Origin of the sequence: Methylobacterium sp. J-078 (assembly GCF_022829285.1) — a bacterium.
In the GTDB taxonomy this organism is placed as follows: Bacteria; Pseudomonadota; Alphaproteobacteria; order Rhizobiales; family Beijerinckiaceae; genus Methylobacterium.
The window spans coordinates 119,191-138,602 of sequence record NZ_JAKSYI010000069.1; the positions used below are offsets into that span (position 1 = coordinate 119,191).

The 19,412-nt window shown below is 70.0% G+C and carries 20 protein-coding genes; 12 read left to right on the forward strand and 8 right to left on the reverse strand.

What is annotated here, in order from left to right:
* The first annotated feature begins 53 nt into the window (after positions 1 to 53).
* A complete protein-coding gene (locus MKK58_RS11345; RefSeq protein WP_243912171.1) occupies positions 54 to 1,103 on the forward strand; it encodes a lysylphosphatidylglycerol synthase domain-containing protein in 1,050 nt (349 codons plus the stop codon).
* Between the two features lie 147 nt (positions 1,104 to 1,250).
* Here the strand turns inward: MKK58_RS11345 and MKK58_RS11350 are convergent, their stop codons facing one another.
* Positions 1,251 to 1,517 carry a hypothetical protein gene (locus MKK58_RS11350; RefSeq protein ID WP_243912172.1) on the reverse strand — a complete coding sequence of 89 codons (267 nt, stop codon included), beginning with the start codon at positions 1,515 to 1,517 and terminating at the stop codon, positions 1,251 to 1,253.
* Positions 1,518 to 1,625: 108 nt separating this feature from the next.
* Positions 1,626 to 2,387 (reverse strand): cold-shock protein, encoded by a 762-nt coding sequence (locus MKK58_RS26845; RefSeq protein WP_279578326.1) that lies wholly within the window; start codon positions 2,385 to 2,387, stop codon positions 1,626 to 1,628.
* A gap of 404 nt (positions 2,388 to 2,791) precedes the next feature.
* On the opposite strand from MKK58_RS26845, the gene MKK58_RS11365 reads away from it, so the two are divergent.
* The 3 genes from MKK58_RS11365 to MKK58_RS11375 all read left to right on the forward strand — a co-directional run bounded on the left by MKK58_RS11365 (position 2,792) and on the right by MKK58_RS11375 (position 5,231).
* Positions 2,792 to 3,262 (forward strand): response regulator, encoded by a 471-nt coding sequence (locus MKK58_RS11365; RefSeq protein WP_238282925.1) that lies wholly within the window; start codon positions 2,792 to 2,794, stop codon positions 3,260 to 3,262.
* Between the two features lie 158 nt (positions 3,263 to 3,420).
* Complete coding sequence (locus tag MKK58_RS11370) at positions 3,421 to 4,518, forward strand: Ppx/GppA phosphatase family protein (RefSeq protein ID WP_243912173.1); 1,098 nt, start codon at positions 3,421 to 3,423, stop codon at positions 4,516 to 4,518.
* Positions 4,515 to 5,231 (forward strand): RlmE family RNA methyltransferase, encoded by a 717-nt coding sequence (locus tag MKK58_RS11375; RefSeq protein WP_238282927.1) that lies wholly within the window; start codon positions 4,515 to 4,517, stop codon positions 5,229 to 5,231. The genes MKK58_RS11370 and MKK58_RS11375 overlap by 4 nt, the downstream gene beginning before the upstream one ends.
* A 14-nt stretch (positions 5,232 to 5,245) precedes the next feature.
* On the opposite strand, the gene MKK58_RS11380 is transcribed toward MKK58_RS11375, so the two are convergent.
* The 3 genes from MKK58_RS11380 to MKK58_RS11390 form a co-directional block, all read right to left on the reverse strand.
* Positions 5,246 to 5,671: a DUF779 domain-containing protein gene (locus MKK58_RS11380; protein ID WP_243912174.1), complete on the reverse strand. Its 426-nt coding sequence runs from the start codon at positions 5,669 to 5,671 to the stop codon at positions 5,246 to 5,248.
* A gap of 125 nt (positions 5,672 to 5,796) precedes the next feature.
* Positions 5,797 to 7,317 (reverse strand): aldehyde dehydrogenase, encoded by a 1,521-nt coding sequence (gene adh, locus MKK58_RS11385; RefSeq protein WP_243912175.1) that lies wholly within the window; start codon positions 7,315 to 7,317, stop codon positions 5,797 to 5,799.
* 233 nt (positions 7,318 to 7,550) lie between these two features.
* Positions 7,551 to 8,951, reverse strand: coding sequence for a serine hydrolase domain-containing protein (locus MKK58_RS11390; RefSeq protein WP_243912176.1), 1,401 nt, complete (start codon positions 8,949 to 8,951; stop codon positions 7,551 to 7,553).
* 380 nt (positions 8,952 to 9,331) lie between these two features.
* On the opposite strand from MKK58_RS11390, the gene MKK58_RS11395 reads away from it, so the two are divergent.
* Positions 9,332 to 10,501, forward strand: a complete 1,170-nt coding sequence (locus tag MKK58_RS11395) for a multidrug effflux MFS transporter (protein WP_243912304.1) — start codon at positions 9,332 to 9,334, stop codon at positions 10,499 to 10,501.
* 79 nt (positions 10,502 to 10,580) lie between these two features.
* Positions 10,581 to 11,102 carry a DoxX family protein gene (locus MKK58_RS11400; RefSeq protein WP_243912177.1) on the forward strand — a complete coding sequence of 174 codons (522 nt, stop codon included), beginning with the start codon at positions 10,581 to 10,583 and terminating at the stop codon, positions 11,100 to 11,102.
* Between the two features lie 21 nt (positions 11,103 to 11,123).
* On the opposite strand, the gene MKK58_RS11405 is transcribed toward MKK58_RS11400, so the two are convergent.
* Complete coding sequence (locus tag MKK58_RS11405; RefSeq protein WP_243912178.1) at positions 11,124 to 12,539, reverse strand: MFS transporter; 1,416 nt, start codon at positions 12,537 to 12,539, stop codon at positions 11,124 to 11,126.
* Positions 12,540 to 12,844: 305 nt separating this feature from the next.
* Here MKK58_RS11405 and MKK58_RS11410 point away from each other — a divergent pair, with 305 nt between their 5' ends.
* From MKK58_RS11410 to panE, 5 genes are all read left to right on the forward strand, one after another.
* Positions 12,845 to 13,747, forward strand: coding sequence for a DUF3313 domain-containing protein (locus tag MKK58_RS11410; RefSeq protein WP_409565232.1), 903 nt, complete (start codon positions 12,845 to 12,847; stop codon positions 13,745 to 13,747).
* A gap of 164 nt (positions 13,748 to 13,911) precedes the next feature.
* On the forward strand, positions 13,912 to 15,405 hold the full coding sequence (gene guaB, locus MKK58_RS11415) for an IMP dehydrogenase (RefSeq protein WP_243912180.1): 1,494 nt from the start codon (positions 13,912 to 13,914) through the stop codon (positions 15,403 to 15,405).
* 10 nt (positions 15,406 to 15,415) lie between these two features.
* Complete coding sequence (locus MKK58_RS11420) at positions 15,416 to 15,838, forward strand: MAPEG family protein (protein ID WP_243912181.1); 423 nt, start codon at positions 15,416 to 15,418, stop codon at positions 15,836 to 15,838.
* A gap of 19 nt (positions 15,839 to 15,857) precedes the next feature.
* Positions 15,858 to 16,289 carry an MAPEG family protein gene (locus MKK58_RS11425; RefSeq protein WP_243912182.1) on the forward strand — a complete coding sequence of 144 codons (432 nt, stop codon included), beginning with the start codon at positions 15,858 to 15,860 and terminating at the stop codon, positions 16,287 to 16,289.
* 77 nt (positions 16,290 to 16,366) lie between these two features.
* Positions 16,367 to 17,320 (forward strand): 2-dehydropantoate 2-reductase, encoded by a 954-nt coding sequence (gene panE / locus MKK58_RS11430; RefSeq protein WP_243912183.1) that lies wholly within the window; start codon positions 16,367 to 16,369, stop codon positions 17,318 to 17,320.
* On the opposite strand, the gene MKK58_RS11435 is transcribed toward panE, so the two are convergent.
* On the reverse strand, positions 17,314 to 17,484 hold the full coding sequence (locus MKK58_RS11435) for a hypothetical protein (RefSeq protein ID WP_243912184.1): 171 nt from the start codon (positions 17,482 to 17,484) through the stop codon (positions 17,314 to 17,316). The two genes, panE and MKK58_RS11435, sit on opposite strands and share 7 nt — an antisense overlap.
* Positions 17,485 to 17,648: 164 nt before the next feature.
* Here MKK58_RS11435 and MKK58_RS11440 point away from each other — a divergent pair, with 164 nt between their 5' ends.
* Positions 17,649 to 18,950, forward strand: coding sequence for an RsmB/NOP family class I SAM-dependent RNA methyltransferase (locus MKK58_RS11440; RefSeq protein ID WP_243912305.1), 1,302 nt, complete (start codon positions 17,649 to 17,651; stop codon positions 18,948 to 18,950).
* 90 nt (positions 18,951 to 19,040) lie between these two features.
* Here MKK58_RS11440 and MKK58_RS11445 read toward each other — a convergent pair whose 3' ends face one another.
* Positions 19,041 to 19,268: a hypothetical protein gene (locus tag MKK58_RS11445; RefSeq protein ID WP_243912185.1), complete on the reverse strand. Its 228-nt coding sequence runs from the start codon at positions 19,266 to 19,268 to the stop codon at positions 19,041 to 19,043.
* Positions 19,269 to 19,412: the final 144 nt, after the last annotated feature.

Sequence of the window (19,412 nt, forward strand, 5' to 3'; positions counted from 1 at the left end):
GGGCATCGTGGTGCAGGGAGGGCCCGAAGGGTAAGGGGCTCGTCGACACCACCATGAAGAAGATCAGCGATTTCATCTGGCCGATCATCGGCCTCGCCGCCGTGATCGGCTCGGGGTACCTCCTCTACAAGGAGCTCGCCGGCATCTCGATGGCGGAGATCAAGGGCAGCTTCGCGGCGATCCCGCCGCACCGCTTCCTGCTCGCTGCGCTCTCCACCCTCGTCGCCTACGCCGCGCTCGCCTGGTACGACCGGATTGCGCTCCTGCATCTCGGGGTGCGCCACATCGGGTGGTTCTTCGTCTCGGTCTGCTCCTTCACCACCTACGCCCTCTCGCACAACATCGGCGCCTCGGTGTTCTCGGGCGCCGTGGTGCGCTACCGGGCCTACACGGCCAAGGGCCTCTCGGCGGCCCAGGTCGCCGTCCTGGTGGCGCTCTGCTCCTTCACCTTCGGCCTCGGCACCATTCTGCTCGGCGGCTTCGTGCTGACCGTCCTGCCCGACACCCTGACCCGGCTGAACGGCTACCTGCCGGCGATCCTCACGGACCCCAAGACCGCCCGCATCCTCGGCGCCGGCCTCCTCGCCTTCGTGGCTCTCTACGTGGCCGGTTCGCTGCTGAAGCTGAAGCCGCTGACGATCCGCAAGTTCAAGCTCGAATATCCGCGCCCGCGCATCATGGGCCGCCAGCTCATCGCCGCCCCCCTGGAACTGCTGGGTGCGGCCGGCATCATCTACTTCGCCCTGCCGGAGGCCGGAAACCCGGGCTTCCTCGTCGTGCTGGCGGTCTTCCTCGCCTCGTTCTCGGCGGCCCTCGTCTCCAACGCTCCCGGCGGCCTTGGCGTGTTCGAGCTCGTCTTCGTCGTGGCGATGCCCGACATCGCCCGCCCCTCGGTCATCGCCGCGCTGCTGGTGTTCCGGCTGTTCTATTTCTGGCTGCCGTTCCTGATTTCCGTGGTGGTCGTGCTGCTCTACGAGCGCAATCGCCTGGCCTCCGCCCTCAAGAACAAGCCGCACGACCCCACGGCCCCCGAGGCGCCGCTCACCGTCCCCGGCCTCGACGCGCACGCCCTCGAGCGTCGCATGGAGAAGAAGCCGGTCTGATCAGACCTTCCTCGACCAAGGGCGAAGTACGAAACGGGCCTGCCACCGGTTCCCCGAGGGGGGCGGCGGCAGGCCCATCTCGTTTCCGGGGTGCGTCGGAAATGGCTCGGCGATCCGGCCGGCCCCGTGCGCGACGATCTCGCGGTATCAGCGAGTCAGGGCGGCGCCCGAGCCGGGCGCCTGCGAGCGCGACTGCAGGGCGCGCGAGGCTTCCTGGGCGCTCGGCGGCAGGCCGGTATCGTTCGGTGGGGCGCCGGTCTTCAGCGCATCCGTACCGATACCGTGCCTCTCCCGGTGGCCGGCCTGGAAAGCGTAGCCGGCATTCACGCCGGCATAAAACCCGCTGAAATCCTCGGCCGAGGCGGGACGCGCCAGCCAAACCAGGGCCGCACAGGCGATCAGGGCGATCGGCATCCATTCCTCCGGCGCTGCAACAGAGTCCACGAAAAGAAACGGCGGCCCAAGAGCCGCCGTCCTTTAAGAGCCATCGAAGGTGGCCGCAGCGCGGCCATCCGGGATCGATCAATCGTCGACGTTGATGCTCTGGGCCTCACGGCCCTTCTGGCCCTCGACGACGCCGAGCACGACCTGCTGGCCCTCGGCCAGGGAATCGAGGCCGGCGCGGGAGAGCGCGGAGCGGTGCACGAACACGTCCTTGCCGCCGTCGTTGACGGAGACGAAGCCGAAGCCCTTGGCCGGATCGTACCACTTCACGGTGCCGGTCATCTCGGTGGAGGGACCGCTGGCGAAGCGACCACCGCCACCGCCACGATCGCCGCCGCGGTCGCCGTAACCGCCGCCATATCCACCGCCGCCGCCGCCGCCGAAGCGGTCACCGCCGCCGAAGCCACCGCTGCGGGGAGGGCGCGCATCGCGCATGGGGGCGGCTTCGGCCGTCGAGGTGTCCACGCTGGTGACGTCGGTCACCTGCGGACCCTTCTGGCCCTGGGCCGTATGGACCGTCAGGCGCGTCCCGGGGAGGAGGTCGGCATGGCCGGCGGCTTCGACGGCGCGGATGTGGAGGAAGGCATCGCCCGAACCGTCAGCCAGCTCGACGAAACCGAAGCCCTTCTCCTTGTTGAACCACTTGACCGTCGCATCGCGCTCCGGTCCCGAAGGGGCCGCAGCGGCACGCGACGGGCCGCGGTCGAAACCACCGCCACCGCCGAAACCACCGCCGTAGCCACCGCCGCTCGGAGGAGCCTGATCCGGCCAACGCGGCTCGGCTCCACCCTCATCGAAGCCGCGCTTCTGCGGCCCCCGAAAATCACGACCACGTCCCATAGAAAGCTCGCAAAAACCGTCCGCCGACCATCAGTTTCGATAACCGCGTGCGCGCCGTCCCAGACAGCCCACGCTCCGCACTATCATTACTCCCAGCAGCGGTGACCAAGAATAACGCCTTAGTCCTGACTGAAACCCGCCTTCATCGCAAGAACCTTTCGCCGCGGTTCGCCAGAGTTCCGTAACTTTCCTGCGGCAAAGTGCGTAGCTTTTTATCGCACCCCCGCCTCCGCCATCCCGTTGCCCACGGCTTAGGCAAAGCGGTTCGGGTATTATGCGCAACGGGCTGGATCGCCATTCGAATCAGTCTCCGGCTTCGCATTAGGAAAGTGCAAAGGCTCGGTAGCCTAGAATATGGCCGGGGCAGGCCCGCCCCGGCGGCCGAACGGCCGGATGCTGACCGCATGATCGCCACACCGAGCTTTCCGGACCTTTCGGCCCTCGTCGTCGACGAGAGCCTGTACATCCGCCGCATCGTCCGCGACATGCTCATGCGCGTCGGCATCAAGCGCGTCCTCGAGGCCCCCGACGGTGCCGAGGCCCTCGGCGTGCTGGCCGAGAGCAAGCCCGACCTCACCATCATCGACTGGGACCTCGCCATCCTCTCGGGCGAGGAGTTCATCCGGCTGGCCCGCACGCCGACCACGTCGCCCTCGCCGACGGTGCCGATCATCCTCATGCTGGCGCAGCCGCGCCGGAACGTCGTGGACCGGGCGATCTCGCTGGGCGTCAACGAGATCATCGCCAAGCCCTTCTCGCCCAAGACCCTGTGGTCGCGCCTCGACGAGGTGATCAACCGGCCGCGTCCGTTCTCCCAGGTCAAGAGCCTGCTCCGGCCCGTGCCCCGCATGGCGGCATCGGGAAAACTCGGCTGAAGCGGTCGCTGCTCGGCTTATCCTCCCCAAACACGCATCGATCCACCCGCGGCACCCGATCGAGCCTTTGCAGTTTACGGGGGAGACCTGTAGCTTCGTTCAGGAATGATGTTCCGGCTATCCGCCTGGGGCCACGATCGGGGATTTCGGCTCGGCCGATGAGGGAAGAGAGCGCCGCGACGATGCCGGCCCGCCTCAGCGGCGGTCACACGCCTTCGGCCCCGGCCACGCGCGCCGACGCGCGCGGGTCGACCGGGCGTCCCTACCGGCGCAACGCCTACGCCGCCCTCGACCTCGGCACGAACAATTGTCGGCTCCTCGTGGCGGAGCCCGCCGCGAACGGCTTCCGCGTCATCGATGCGTTCTCCCGAATCGTCCGCCTGGGCGAGGGGCTCGGCACCTCCGACCGCCTGAGCGAGGCGGCCATCGAGCGGACCGTGGAGGCCCTGCGCGTCTGCCGCGCCAAGATGCAGGCACGCGGCGTCGTGCGGGCCAAGATCATCGCCACCGAGGCCTGCCGGCTCGCCGTCAACGGGGCCGAGTTCGTGGAGCAGGTGCGTCGGGACGTCGGCCTCGACCTCGAGATCGTCGACCGGCAGACCGAGGCCTACCTCGCCGTCACCGGCTGCGCGGCCCTGGCCGATCCCTATTCCGAATCCGTCGTGATCTTCGATATCGGCGGCGGCTCCACCGAGATCGCCTGGCTCGACGGGGCGGCCACCAACCCCTCCGCCGATCCGACCCTGCGCATCCGGGCCTGGGATTCGCTGCCCGTGGGCGTCGTCACCCTGGCCGAACGCCACGGCGGCAGCGACGTCACGCGCCTGACCTTCGAGGGCATGGTGGAGGAGGTGGCCGACCTGCTGGCGCGCTTCGCGATCCGGGCGGCGCCGGCGGCCAATGCCCGGCACTTCCACCTGCTCGGCACCTCCGGTACGGTGACGACGCTCGCGGCGATGCACCTGCGGCTCGCCCGCTACGAGCGCCGCCGGGTCGACGGCCTGTGGATGAGCGACGCCGAGGTGGGCGACGCCATCGACGACCTCCTCGACACCCGATTCGAGCAGCGGGCGGACAACCCGTGCATCGGCCGCGACCGGGCCGACCTCGTACTGGCGGGCTGCGCCATCTTGGAGGCGATCCGGCGGGCCTTCCCGTCGGACCGCCTGCGCATCGCCGATCGCGGCCTGCGCGAGGGCCTCTTGATGAACATGATGCGTGAGGACGGCGTCTGGCGCCGCGGGGGATACCGGTGAGTGACAGGCGTGGTGCCGGCGCGGGTTTGCGCGGCGAACTCAAGCAGCGGGTCAAGACGGGGCGCGGCCGAACCGCGTCCCAGAAGCGCTGGCTTGAGCGTCAGCTGAACGACCCCTATGTGGCCCGGGCCAAGCGCGAGGGCTACCGCTCCCGCGCGGCCTTCAAGCTCATCGAGATCGACGAGCGCTTCAAGCTCCTCAAGCCCGGCCAGCGCATCGTCGACCTCGGCGCGGCGCCGGGGGGCTGGTCGCAGGTGGCCGCCAAGATCGTGGGCGATTCGGGACGCATCGTCGGCATCGATCTTCTCGAGATCGAGCCGATGACCGGCGTCGAGTTCATCACCCTGGACTTCCTCGCCCCCGAAGCGCCGAAGCTGCTCACGGATCTCCTCGGCGGCCCGGCCGACCTCGTTCTCTCCGACATGGCCGCCAACACCACCGGCCACAAGCAGACCGACCACCTGCGCATCATCGGGCTGGCTGAGACGGCGGCGGAATTCGCCCGCGAGATCCTCGCACCCGGGGGCTCCTACCTCGCCAAGGTGTTCCAGGGCGGCACGGAGGGCACGCTGCTCGCCGACCTCAAGCGGGACTTCGCCAGCGTTCGCCACGTCAAGCCGAATGCCAGCCGGGCCGATTCGAGCGAGCTCTACGTATTGGCTTCCGGCTATCGCGGCCCGGCCGGCGCCGCCCTCGGCCCGCAGGCCGAGTAGCACGCCGGAACACGTCAGAGCTTGCAGGCGCCTGCGAGAGCCGTGTTCTCGGCCTCGGTGAAGAGCCGCGAACGGATCAGGAAGCGCTTGTCGCGCCCGTTCTCGAGCGAGAACATGCCGCCGCGCCCCGGCACCACGTCGAGGATGAGGTGCGTGTGCTTCCAGACCTCGAACTGGGGCCGGCTGATCCAAAAATCGGCGCCGTCCACGGTCCCGAGATGCACGTCGCTGTCGCCGGTGAGAAATTCGCCGACCGGGTAGCACATCGGCGACGAGCCGTCGCAGCAGCCTCCCGACTGATGGAACATCACCGGCCCATGGTCGGCGCGCAGCTCGGCGATGAGGGCGAGGGCGGCCGGCGTGGCGGTGACGCGCAGTGGCGTGCCGTCGACGCCGGCCTGATCGGCGGTGGTGGGATCGAGGGCGGCGGTCTCGCTCATGGCGTTCTCCTTGGACGGGTCTGCCCCGACAGATAGGGCGCAAGAGGAAAAAGTGCGGACGACGAAAAAGCCCCGGCCTTGGGGGCCGGGGCGAGTGACACTCGGGTTTCAGGCTTTCAAAACGCTCAGAAGAAGCCGAGCTTCTTGGCCGAGTAGCTCACCAGCATGTTCTTCGTCTGCTGGTAGTGGTCGAGCATCATCTTGTGGTTCTCGCGGCCGATGCCGGACTGCTTGTAGCCGCCGAAGGCCGCGTGGGCCGGATAGGCGTGGTAGCAGTTCGTCCAGACGCGGCCGGCCTGGATGGCGCGGCCGAACCGGTAGGCGCGGTTTCCGTCGCGGGTCCAGACCCCGGCCCCGAGGCCGTAGAGAGTGTCGTTGGCGATGCTGAGGGCATCGGCATCGTCCTTGAAGGTCGTCACCGAGAGAACGGGGCCGAAGATCTCCTCCTGGAAGATGCGCATCTTGTTGTGACCCTTGAACACCGTGGGCTTCATGTAGAAGCCCTCGGCGAACTCGCCGTCCTTCACGTTGCGCTCGCCGCCGGTGAGGCACTCGGCGCCTTCCTGGCGGCCGATGTCGACGTAGCTGAGGATCTTCTCCAGCTGCTCCGAGGAGGCCTGGGCGCCGATCATGGTGGCGGGATCGAGGGGGGACCCTTGCGTGATCGCCTCGACGCGCTTGATGGCGCGCTCCATGAAGCGGTCGTAGATCGACTCGTGCACGAGCGCGCGGCTCGGGCAGGTGCAGACCTCGCCCTGGTTCAGGGCGAACATCGTGAAGCCCTCGAGCGCCTTGTCGAAGAAGTCGTCATCCTCGTTGGCGACATCCGCGAAGAAGATGTTCGGGGACTTGCCGCCGAGCTCGAGCGTCACCGGAATCAGGTTCTGCGAGGCGTACTGCATGATCAGCCGGCCCGTCGTCGTCTCGCCCGTGAAGGCGATCTTGGCGATGCGGGGCGAGGACGCCAGCGGCTTACCGCATTCGAGGCCGAAGCCGTTGACGATGTTCAGCACGCCCGGGGGCAGCAGATCGGCAATGAGTTCGACCACGACGAGGATCGACGCCGGGGTCTGCTCGGCGGGCTTGAGCACGATGCAGTTGCCGGCGGCCAGCGCCGGGGCGAGCTTCCACACCGCCATCAGGATGGGGAAGTTCCACGGAATGATCTGGCCGACGACGCCGAGGGGCTCGTGGAAGTGGTAGGCGACGGTGTCGTGGTCGATCTCGGAGATTGAGCCTTCCTGCGCGCGGACGCAGCCGGCGAAGTAGCGGAAATGGTCGATGGCGAGCGGAATGTCGGCATGGGTCGTCTCGCGGATCGGCTTGCCGTTGTCCCAGGTCTCGGCGAGCGCGATCAGGTCGAGGTTCTCCTCCATCCGGTCGGCTATTCTGTTCAGGATGCGGGCGCGCTCGCCCGGCGCGGTGCGGCCCCAGGCCTCCTTCGCGGCGTGGGCGGCGTCGAGGGCCTTGTCGACGTCGGCGGCATCCGAGCGGGCGACCTCGCAGATGACACGGCCGGTGATCGGCGAGGTGTTCTCGAAGTAGCGGCCGGCGCTCGGCGCGACCCACTGCCCGCCGATGAAGTTCTCGTAGCGGGCCGAGAACGGGGACTTCGTGCCCTGGTTGAGAAATTCCGGCTTGTTCATCGCGTATCCTCCTGGTTGTTCTTATGCGTCGCAGCCAAGGCCAGACGCGGGTTCGAATCAAGGTGGACTTTTGGCCAACGAACGCGGCCGTCGAACCGGGGCGGCGTCGCGGCAGATGCGCGGCCCGGCGGCATTCGGTCCCGTCAGGGCGGCGCGTGTCATGCGCACCGGAATGGCGTTCCGGCGCGGGTGGGAGCGTAGACCCGTTTGCGGCGAATGGCGACCCGGCACCCTCAGCGCGGAACCTGCCAGGCGAAGCGCCGGGCGGTGAGGCGACGGGCCGTGCGGGCATCGATGCGCGGTCCCGCGCGCCCGCCGCCCGGCGCGTCGACGAGGAGACCGGTGGAGCGGCCGTCGGGCTCGATGTCGAGGGCGATGCGGGTGCCGTCCCCGGCGACGAAGACCCGGTCGCTCTCCGGCGCCAGTTCCAGACGGGCGAGGCCGGTGCCCTGGGCCACCAGCCGGTCGCCAGACCGGCTCAACGCCACCACCGCGCGCGGCCCGACCCGGTAGAATCCGGCGTAGCGGTCGATGACGTGGGCGGGAACCACGATTCCAGTCTCCTCGGGCGCGGCGAGGGCGAGGGCACCGAGCCGGCGCGCAAGGGTCTGGGCGGGCGTGGTCTCGGTGTTGCCGAGGACCACGATGGTGAGCCCGAGATCCGGATAGGTGTCCTTGATCGCTGAGAACCCGTTCAGGAAGCCGCCATGCGACCACAGTCGCTGGCCGTAGGCCCGGCCGAGATACCAGCCGAGACCGTAGCCGTGGCCGCGATCCCGAAACATCGCGGCCAGGGACTCCGGCGCGAGGACGCGACCGGACAGAAGGGCTCGATCCCAGGCCGCGAGGTCGTCGACGGTCGAGACCAGGCCCCCCGCGCCCAGCGCCGCCGCGGCGACGACCGGAACCGCGTTGCGCCACGTACCGGCGCAGCGCTGATACCCGGAAGCCCGGCGCGGGACGATCGCGTCGGGGTCGGCGTCGACGGTCGCGGTCAGTCCGGCCGGCGCCAGCACGAGGCTGCGTAGGGCCTCGGCGAACGGTTCGCCGGTGATCCGCTCGATGATGGCCGCGAGGAGAAGGTAGCCGGTGTTGCTGTATTCCTGCGCCGAGCCGGCCGGAAACAGCAGATCCTCTCGATAGAGCCGCGCGACGACCTCCATGGCACTGCGGGCGGTTCGGGCGATCACCGTCGGGTAATCGGGAAGCGCCGTCACGTTGGGCAGGCCGGCGGTGTGATCGAGGAGCATGCGCAGGGTGATGGGCGCCCAGGCTCCCGGCAGGCCCGCGATATGGCGGGCGGCCGGATCGTCGAGATCGAGCCGTCCCGCCTCTCCGAGCTTGAGGATCGCGGCGGCGGTGAACTGCTTCGTCAGCGATGCGATCCGGAAGCGGGTCTCCGGCGTGTTGGGGAGTGACCATTCGCGGTCCGCGAGCCCGTAGGCTTGCCGGAACAGTACCCTCCCGTCCCGGACGACCGCGATCGCCCCTGAGAAGATGCCCGCGCGGGCATAGGGCTGGACCAGGGCATCCGCCCGGGCGGCGAAGTCGTCGTCCGCCTCCGCCGCAGCGGTCCCGGGTCGCACCAGGGCCAGCGCCAGGGTTCCGAGGAGGAGGCCGCGCCGTGTCTGCATCGTCCCCGTCACCTCGCGAAGGCCCCGGCGGCCCCATGCTTCGTATCGCAGGACCGGGGCTTCCCGATCCTGCGGACATTCGCTTGTCCGAAAATGTGGCGGCAGCGGGCCGGCAGGCCCGCGCGGCAGCCATGCGGCCGGGCGGATTGCTCACTCCCCACTCGGGCACCAAGTCCGGCCCGAGAACGTTCTCCCCAAGGGCGCCGACCAAGGGCGCCGAACCAAGGGCGCCGAACGCCCCAACGCTTCCTCGAGGACAGGTCTTGGTGAGCAGTACCCCGGTGACGACCTTGCGCCCCGCGGCGCCGCCGGCGCAGGCTGCCGCCGTTCCGGCCTGGAAGGGTCCCGGCTTCGGTGAGTTCGTCGGCATCGTCGCCCTGATGATGGCGGTGACCGCCATCTCCATCGACAACCTGCTGCCGGCGTTTCCCGCCATCCAGGCGCGGTTCGGGGTCGCCGACCCGAACAGCCTGCAACTTCTCATCTACGTCTACATGATCGGCTTCGGCGCGGCGCAGATCGTCTACGGCCCGCTCTCGGATACCTATGGGCGGCGCTCCGTGCTCCTCGCCGGCCTGGCGATCTACGTCGTCGGCACCGGCCTCGCGATGGTGGCGCCGTCCTTCGGCTGGCTGCTGGCGGCGCGGGTCATCCAGGGGATCGGCGCGGCGAGCGGGCGCGTCCTGTCGACGGCGATCGTGCGCGACCGCTTCGCCGGACGCGAAATGGCGAGCGTGATGTCCCTCATCATGATGGTTTTCCTCATCGTGCCGATGATCGCCCCGGCCATCGGCGGCGCGATGCTGCTGTTCGGCTCGTGGGTATACGTCTTCGTCTCGATGCTGGCGCTCGCCGGCATCCTGGTGCTCTGGTTTGCCTGGCGGATGCCCGAGACCCTGCATCCCGCGTACCGGCGCCCCTTCTCGCTCGGCGCCGTGGCCCAGGCGGTGGGGATCACCTTCCGCAACCGGGTCGCGGTGGGCTACGCCACCGCACTCGGCCTGCTCACCGGTTGCATCATGGGCTATGTCGGCTCGGCCCAGCAGGTCTTCGACACCGGGCTCTACCACCTCGGCGCCCTGTTCCCACTGGCCTTCGGCCTCGTCGCCGGCGCCATGGGGGCCGCCACATTGGTGAATGCCCGCCTCGTGCGGCGCCTCGGCATGCGGCCCCTCTCCCATGCCGGCCTGAGCCTGTTCGTGATGGTCGCGGTGGGGCAGGTGGTGGTCGGGCTCGCCTATCACGGCCACCCGCCGCTGGCGCTGTTCCTGTCGATCCTGGCCGCCAACCAGTTCCTGATCAGCTTCGCGATGCCGAACTTCAACGCGATGGCCCTTCAGCCGCTCGGCGAGATCGCCGGCACCGCCTCGTCCTTCCTGGGCTTCTACACCACCATGCTCGGTGCGTTCTGTGGCTTCCTGATCGGGCATGCCTTCGACGGCTCGGTACTGCCGATTGGCATCGGCTACGCGCTCCTCGGCGGCCTAGCCCTCGCGGTGGTGGCGTGGACCGAGCGTGGCCGCCTGTTCCGGGGTGGCGTCTCCGGTTGAGGGCGCGGCGGCCTTAACGCCGTCTTCAGGCGGTCCCGACAAAGCTCGGCATTCCAAGATGCCAGACGGAGCCTGAGACGTGACCGGCCGTGCCCAAGACGGATTGCTCTTCCTCGCCCGGCTGCTGCTCGCCGCCGCGCTGCTGCCCACCGGCATCGCCCGGGCCCTCAACGTCTCCGGCTTCGCCGTCACCCTCGCGGCCACCGGCCTGCCGTCGCCGAACGCCGTCGCCACCGCGGCGGTGATCGTCCAGGTCTTCGGCCCGATCGCCCTCATCCTCGGCGTGCTGCCGCGCATCAGCGGCCTGGCGCTCGCCGCCTTCGCGGGCGCGATGGCGGTGCTGCTGCACCCGTTCTGGCAGTTCGCCGGCCCGAGCGCGGTGGCCGAGCGCACCCTGCTTCTGGCCGATTTCGGCCTCGCGGGCGGCTTCCTCATGTACGCGATGACGGGCCCGGGCCGCTGGAGTTGGCAGGGCTGGCGCCAGGGCGCCCGCGCAGCAGGGAGCCCCGCCAAGGCTCCAGCCAAGTCGAACGCCGCCGCGCGGGGCGGGCAAAAGCCCAAGCGCGCCGCCGGACGGGCCCCGGCCCGGGCCGCCGCCTGACGTCCAGGACGTCGCCGCGTCCTACGGAATCGCGTTGCGCGGGGCGGCGGCGACGAGCCTGTGACCCGAGACTTCGGCGCCGGCTTCCGGGCTGAGCCGCCTGAACGGAAAGAACGACATCACCGAGATCAGCGCCACCGCCAGGAAGGCGGGGGCGAAATCCTGCGCCGCGATCTCTGTGCGGCCGTGCAGGGCGGCGGCCCCCTCCAGGGCCAGCGCCCCGAGGGAGACCCCGAGGCTGAGCGAGAGCTGCTGCGCGACGCTGGCGAGGCTCGTCGCCGCGCTCATCTCGCGGCTATGCAACTCGGCATACGCGATGGCGTTGACGCAGGTGAATTGCAGCGAGCGCACGCAGCCGCCGATCAGCAGCACGCAGATGATCACCGCGTGCGGAGTCTCGGCGGTGAACAGGCCGTTCACCGCCAGGAAGGCCGAGGCGACGAGCGCGTTGACCAGCATCACCCGCCGGAAGCCGTAGGCGCGCAGGATGCGCGGGCCGATGATCTTGATGAGCAGGGCTCCGGCGGCGGCCGCGAAGGTGATCAGGCCCGACCGGAGGGGATCGAGGCCGAAGCCGATCTGCAGCATCAGCGGCAGCAGGAACGGGATCGCCCCGGTGCCGATCCGGAACAGGCTGCCGCCCGTCACCGCCGCCCGGAAGGTCGGATACCGCAGCAGATCGAGGCGGATCACCGGATTTGCGATGCCGCGGGAGTGCCGGAAATACAGCACCAGGAGGATGCCGCCGGCCACGAGGCAGCCCCAGGACACGCCGTCCGGCAGGAGGTGGCGCCCGGTGGAGGCGAGGCCGAGCATCAGCGTGGCGAGGCCCAGCCCTGAGAGGAGAAAGCCGAGGATGTCGAGGGGCGGGCGCTCGGCTTCGCGGACGTTCTCGAAATAGAGCGTCGACAACACGATGCCGGCGATCCCGATCGGAATGTTAATGAAGAAGATCCAGCGCCAATCGAAGTAGGTGGTGATGAAGCCGCCCAGCGGCGGCCCGCAGATCGGGCCGATCAGGGCGGGGATCGTGAGGTAGGCCAGCGCGCTGACGAGCTCGCTCTTGGGCACGCTGCGCAGGATCACGAGGCGCCCCACCGGCACCATCATGGCGCCGCCGAGCCCCTGAAAGAATCGCGCGGCGACGAAGCCTGTCAGCGAGTTCGATGCGGCGCAGGCGAGCGACCCGGCCATGAACACCCCGAGGGCGACCCGGAACACCGTGCGCGCGCCGAATCGGTCGGCCATCCAGCCGCTGATCGGGATGAAGATCGCGAGGCTGACGAGATACGCGGTCAGCGCGAGCTTCAGGGCGATCGGATCTTCGTTGAGGGTCCGGGCGATGGCCGGAAGCGCCGTGGCGATCACGGTGGAGTCGGTGTTCTCCATGAACAGCGCGGTGGCGACGACGAGGGGGACGATCTGGGACGTGCGCATGGGCCAGACATAGGTCCGAACGGACGGTTCGGGTGCTCCAAGCCGTCGAAAAGCGACAGGGCGGCAGCGAATCCCCGCGTGACGTAGACGATGGGATGAAAGTGCCATGCCGCTCGTGCAGGGCCCGCGGTTCGGAGGGGCGTGGCCCTGCGGCCACATCGGTCCGGCATCGACCCCGAGCGCCCTCGCTCGCCTTTCCAGAATGTTGCTGGAGCCGCTAAGCTCGACGGCATGATCCGGGGTGCCGCTGGCCTCCTCCGGGAGGGCGTGCCGAGCGCTCGCTCGCGCTTCCAAGAAAGTCAACGATGCTTCCGAGGTTCGAACAACGACGCCGGTTGGTAGGCTTCGTCTCCTGCCTGGCGCTGGCGGCCGCCGTCGCCGGCTGCGGCACCGTGGTCCTCACCGAATCGGGTGCTTTGACCCGGTACGACCGCCTCGCCGCCAGCGACGAGACGGCCAGCTCCTCGCGGATCTTCGTCGATCCGGCGGCCTTGGCGGCGACCCGCACGGTGCGGATCGTGCCCACCACCTTCTCCGAGGTGGTGGCCCCCGGCCTCACGCCGGCCGAGCGCAAGCTCGTCGCCAACGCGGCCGATCGCGCTCTCTGCTACGAGCTGTCCCTCCGCTACGACGTCGTCACCGGCCGGAAGGCCGACCTCACCGTGCGCTCGGCGGTGACCCGGATCGACCTCACCAACGTACCGGCGGCCGGCGCCACCGTGGCGACCTCGGCGGGCATCACCATCGCGTCCCAGCTCGGCGCCGGCTTCGCGACGGCGGTGGGCCGGGTGCCGATCCCCCGCATCCCGATCGGGCTCGGCAGCCTCACGGTCGAGGCCGAGGCCCTGGACGGGCGCAACGTGCAGCGGGCCGCCATGGTCTGGGGCGGGGCCAGCAATGCCTTCACCAACCAGGCCCGGTTCTCCCCGGCCAGCGACGCCTACGACCTCGCCGGCGAGTTCGGGCAGGATTTCGGCTACTACCTCGCCACCGGCGAGGACCCGTTCAAGGCGCCGATCACGCTGCCGACCTACGACCGCGTCCGCATCACGACGCTGGGTGAAGCGCCACTCGACCCAGATTGCGAGGCCTTCGGCCGTGCCCCCGGCCTCGACGGTATTTTGGGCGACTACGTCGGTGCACCGCCGGAATGGACCGACAAGGGACCGGCCGAGGGTCTGCCCGGCGCCCCCCGGGGTCTGCGCTAGGCGCAACCCCCACCGGACGAGGGCTCATCCGGCGCATTTTCCTGTGTCGGCGGGCCCGTCCCGGCTTTGCGTGGCGTCCCGGCGCATGATACTGGCCCGTGCCAACCCGATGACGCCGGACAGCCCGAAAGGGCCCGGCGCAGTACCCGTTCCGGAGTTGGTTCATGGCCCGCATCACCGCTGATTCGATCATCGAGGGCCTGACCTTCGACGATGTCCTGCTGCGTCCCGCCGCCTCCTCGGTGATGCCCGGCGACGTGAAGATCGCGAGCCGGCTTACCCGCTCGATCCACCTCAACCTGCCGATCCTGGCTTCCGCCATGGACACCGTCACCGAGGCGCCGATGGCCATCGCCATGGCGCAGAACGGCGGCATGGGCGTCATCCACCGCAACCTCGAGCCGGCCGAGCAGGCTGAGCAGGTCCGCCTCGTCAAGAAGTACGAGTCGGGCATGGTGCTGAACCCCATCACCATCCACCCGGACGAGACCCTGGCGGACGCGTTCTCGCTGATGAAGCTGAACCGCATCTCGGGCATCCCGGTGGTGGAGCGCGGTCCCAATGGCTCCCGCGGCAAGCTCGTCGGCATCCTCACCAACCGCGACGTGCGCTTCGCCACCAACGCCTCCGAGACCGTCGCCGACCTGATGACCCGCGACCGGCTCATCACCGTGCGCGAGGGCGTGAGCCAGGACGAGGCCAAGCGCCTGCTGCACCAGTTCCGCATCGAGAAGCTGCTCGTCGTCGACGACCATTACCGCTGCATCGGCCTGATCACGGTCAAGGACATCGAGAAGCAGGTCGCGTATCCGGGCGCGGTCAAGGACGAGCAGGGCCGCCTGCGGGTGGCCGCCGCCACCACCACCGGCGACGGCGGCTTCGAGCGGGCCGAGCGCCTCATCGATGCCGGCTGCGACGTCATCGTGGTCGACACCGCCCACGGCCACTCGATCAAGGTGCTCGACGCGGTGCGCCGGGTGAAGCAGCTCTCCAACGCCGTGCAGGTCGTGGCCGGCAACGTCGCCACCCGCGACGGCGCCCAGGCCCTGATCGATGCCGGCGCCGACGCGATCAAGGTCGGCATCGGCCCGGGCTCGATCTGCACCACCCGCATCGTGGCCGGCGTCGGCGTGCCGCAGCTCACCGCGCTGATGGAGGCCGTCGAGGCGGCGCAGAGCGCCGACGTGCCGGTCATCGCCGACGGCGGCATCAAGTATTCCGGCGACCTCGCCAAGGCGATCGCGGCCGGCGCCTCCGTCGCCATGCTGGGCTCGCTGCTCGCGGGCACCGACGAGGCCCCCGGCGAGGTGTTCCTGCACCAGGGCCGCTCCTACAAGAGCTACCGGGGCATGGGCTCGGTGGGCGCCATGGCACGCGGCTCCGCCGACCGCTACTTCCAGGCCGAGGTCAGCGACACCCACAAGCTCGTGCCCGAGGGCATCGAGGGACAGGTGCCCTACAAGGGTCCGGTGGCAGCGGTACTGCACCAGCTCGCCGGCGGCCTGCGCGCCGCCATGGGCTATGTCGGCGCCCCGACGATTCCCGACTTCCAGGAGAAGGCGCAGTTCATCCGCATCACAAATGCGGGCCTGCGCGAGAGCCACGTCCACGACGTGACCATCACCCGCGAGAGCCCGAACTACCCCGGCCGCGCCTGAGCCGGACGCGATGTCCGACCCGCGCCACCTCCTGCTCTGGCCGGTGCTGGGGCAGATCGGACTGACCTTCGGCCTCTATGCCTGGCTCTCGGTGGTGCGCCTCCTCGCGGTGCGTTCCGGCGAGGTGACCTACGGCTGCTTCGAGCTCGGCCGCGAGGAACCGCTGCGGATCGCCCGCATCACCCGCAATCTCGCCAACCAGTTCGAACTGCCGGTGATCGTGTTCGCTTGCGTCGCCCTGCTGGTCGCCTTCGATGCGGTCACGCCCCTCGACGTCTGCGCCGCCTGGATCTTCGTTCTCGGACGGGTGATCCACACCGGCGTGCAGACGCTCACCGACAACGTGCCCCTGCGCGGCCGGGTCTTCCTCATCAACGCCGCCGGCTGCGCGGTGCTCGTCGCACATCTCGGCCTCGTCGCCCTCCGGGCCTGAGGCGCGCGAAGGAACCGCCGTGACCGTCCAAGCCATCCTGGCGCCCGTCTTCGCGCAGGTGCTCCTCACCTTCGCGCTGCTGTTCTGGACCGGGCGCACGCGCCTGGCCGCCGTGCGCGGCGGGGCCGTGAAGGGCCGCGAACTCGCGCTGGGCCAGCGCGACTGGCCGGCCCCGGCCCAGCAGGCGGCCAACACCTTCGCGAACCAGTTCGAGATCCCGGTGCTGTTCTACGTCCTCGTCGGCTTCGCCATGGCGACGCGCAAGGCCGACCTGTTGTTCGTGATCCTGGCCCGGGTCTTCGTCGCCACGCGCTTCGTCCACGCCGGCATCTACCTGACCTCGAACCACATCCCGTACCGGTTCCGGGCCTATGCAGCCGGCACGCTGGTGCTGCTGGCGATGTGGATCGTCTTCGCGGTCCAGATTTTCCTGGCGCCGACGGGCGTCTGAACCGCTACGAAGGCGCAGGATCGGTGGAAGCGGCCCGGATCGGGCGGTGATCCGCGAAGAACGAAGTGGAGGACATCATGCGCGTGCTCGTTGTCGGCGCCGGAGCCACCGGCGGATACTTTGGGGCGCGCCTCGCCGAGGCCGGCCGCGACGTGACCTTCCTCGTCCGTCCGGCCCGCGCCGAGACGCTCGCGCATGCCGGCCTCAAGGTCGAGGGCCCGGCCGGCAACCTGCACATTTCGGAGCCCCAGACCGTCACGGCCGCCGATCTCGCGGCCGGAAAGGCCGGTCCCTTCGACCTCGTGCTGTTCTCCTGCAAGGCCTACGACCTCGATGGCGCCATCGCGGACGTCGCGCCGGCGATCGGGCCCGAGACCGCGATCCTGCCCCTGCTCAACGGCATGCGCCACCTCGACGCCCTCGATGCGCGCTTCGGGGCGGAGCGCGTGCTCGGCGGCTCCTGCGCCATCGCGGCGACCCTGGGGCCGGCGGGCGAGATCCGCCAGATGAACCAGCTCCATACCTTGACCTACGGCGAGCGGGCCGGTGGCCGCTCCGCGCGGGTCGAGGCCATCGAGGCGCTGATGCGGGGCGTGAATTTCCAGCCGCGCCTCAGCGAGAGCATGGTCCTGGAGATGTGGGAGAAGTGGAGCTTCCTCGCGACGCTGGCCGGATCGACCTGCCTCATGCGCGCCACCATCGGCGACATCGTCGCCGCCCCGGGCGGGCTCGGCTTCATCGAGGCGCTGATGGAGGAGTGCCGCGCCATCGCCGAGGCCGCCGGCTACGCGCCGCGCCCGAACGTGGCGGACAACACGCGCAAGACCCTGACCGCCGAGGGCTCCGTCTTCACCGCCTCGATGCTGCGCGACATCGAGGGCGGCGCCCGAATCGAGGCCGACCACATCATCGGCGACCTGATCGCCCGGGCGCCCGACGCGGCCGGGCATCCGATGCTCGACCGCGTCTACACCCATCTCAAGGCCTACGAGAACCGCCGCGCCCGCGAGGCGGCGGCCAAGACTCAGTAACGCGGCCCGGGGGGCGGCGGCGGTGCGCCGTACTCGAGCTGGGTCTTGGCATCGAGGCGGCGCGGGGGCGGGGCCGACAGGTCCGGGGCGGCCGGGGCCGTGGAGCAGGCCGCGACCGCCAGCATGAGGAGGCCGGCGAGGCTGAGATGGATGACGGGAGACATGGGGTTCTCTAAAGCTCCGTGGGTCCGCTCCGCGCGGCACCCTGGCTCAAGCTGAGCCGTGAAGGCGCCGGAAGCTCGACCGTATTGTGACGGGCGACCGCCCGAAGCGTGGCCGTATCGCGGCATCTGCCGAGAACGGCGCCGAGAACTCCGAGGACCTTGCCCTGACGCCCCCCGCCCGCCTGTCCGCCGCCATCGAGGTCCTCGCCGATATCGCGGCGCGCCGCCGCCCCGCCGCCGATGCCCTCAAGGATTGGGGCCTCGCCCACCGCTTCGCCGGATCGGGCGACCGCGCCGCCATCGCCAGCCTCGTCTACGACACCTTGCGCCGCCGCGCCTCCGCCGCCTGGATAATCGGCGACGAGAGCCCGCGCGGTCTCGTCATCGGCATGCTGCGTCTCCAGTACGGCCTCGCCGCCTCGACCATCGCGGAGATGTTCAGCGGCGAGCGCTTCGCCCCGGCGCCCTTGACCACCGACGAGCGGGCGCGCCTGACCGAGGGGACACTGGCGGACGCGCCGGTGCACGTCGCCGGGGACGTGCCCGAATGGGTGCTGCCCTCCCTGGAGGCGATCCTGGGGCCCGAGACCCGCGACGAGCTGCGCGCCCTGAGCCGGCGCGCGCCCCTCGATATCCGCGTCAACACCCTGAAGCGCAGCCGCGCCGACGCCTTGGCGGGCCTCGCGCATCTCGCCCCGGAACCGACCCCGCATGCGCCCAACGGCCTGCGCATCCCCATCGGCGAGGACGGGCGCGGACCGGCGCTTCATGTCGAGCCGGAATTCATCGACGGCTGGTACGAGATCCAGGACGAGGGTTCGCAGCTCGCGAGCGTGCTCAGCGGCGCGCGACCCGGCGAGACCGTCATCGATCTGTGCGCCGGCGGCGGCGGCAAGACCCTGAGTCTGGCCGCGATGATGGAGAATACAGGCCGGCTGGTGGCCAGCGACGACGACCCGCGCCGGCTCGCCCCGATCCACGAGCGCCTGCGCCGCGCGGGCGCCGTCGCGGAGATCCGCACGCCCCGCGCCGGCCGAGCCCGCGCCGACGTCCTTGGCGACCTCGACGGCAGTGCCGACCGCGTCCTCGTCGACGCCCCCTGCACCGGCTCCGGGACCTGGCGGCGCAATCCCGACGCGAAGTGGCGATTGCGCCCGAACGCCCTGAACCTCCGCGTCGCCGATCAGGCCGCAGTGCTCGACCGGGCGGCGCAGCTGGTACGGCCCGGCGGGCGCATCACCTACATCACCTGCTCGCTTCTGCCCGAGGAGAATGACGCGGCCGTCGCCGGCCTACTGGCGCGACGCGCGGACGACTTCGCGGTCATCGCCGCTGCCGACATCGTAGCGGCGTACGCCCCCGGACTCGCGCCGTCCGTTCGTTTCACCCGGCATGGCCTCCAGATGAGCCCCGCCCTGACCGGAACGGACGGCTTCTACGTCGCCACCTTGCAGCGACGGGGCTGAGACGAGAAATGGCCCCCGGCGGGGGCCATTCCGTATCCGTGAGCGGGGACGTCCGAGCGGTGCCCGATCGGACGTCGCACTGCTCGAATCTCAGAAGCAGCGGCGCTTGCGCACCACGACGACCCGGCCCAGCGGCCCCCGGCGCTTGGTGACGACCGTCTTGCAACGGGGCCCGCGGATCACCGTCCGCTCGACGACGCGCACCTGCTCGATGCCGCTGGCCGGGGCGACGCGCGCCGGGACGGGCAGGGCGGAGGCAGCGGTGGTACCGAGGCCGGTGAGGGCGAGGGCGGCGATCCCGAAGATGGTGGCTCTCATGGCTGAGGCTCCTGTTCGTTGCTGGGGACGACGGTTTCGGCGGCGCGCGGTGAACGTTCGGTTAACGCGTCGGGCTCGCCCATCCCCAGCCCGGTGCCGATCGCGTGACCGCTCTGCAAGCCGATCCGTTGCACCGGATCGAGG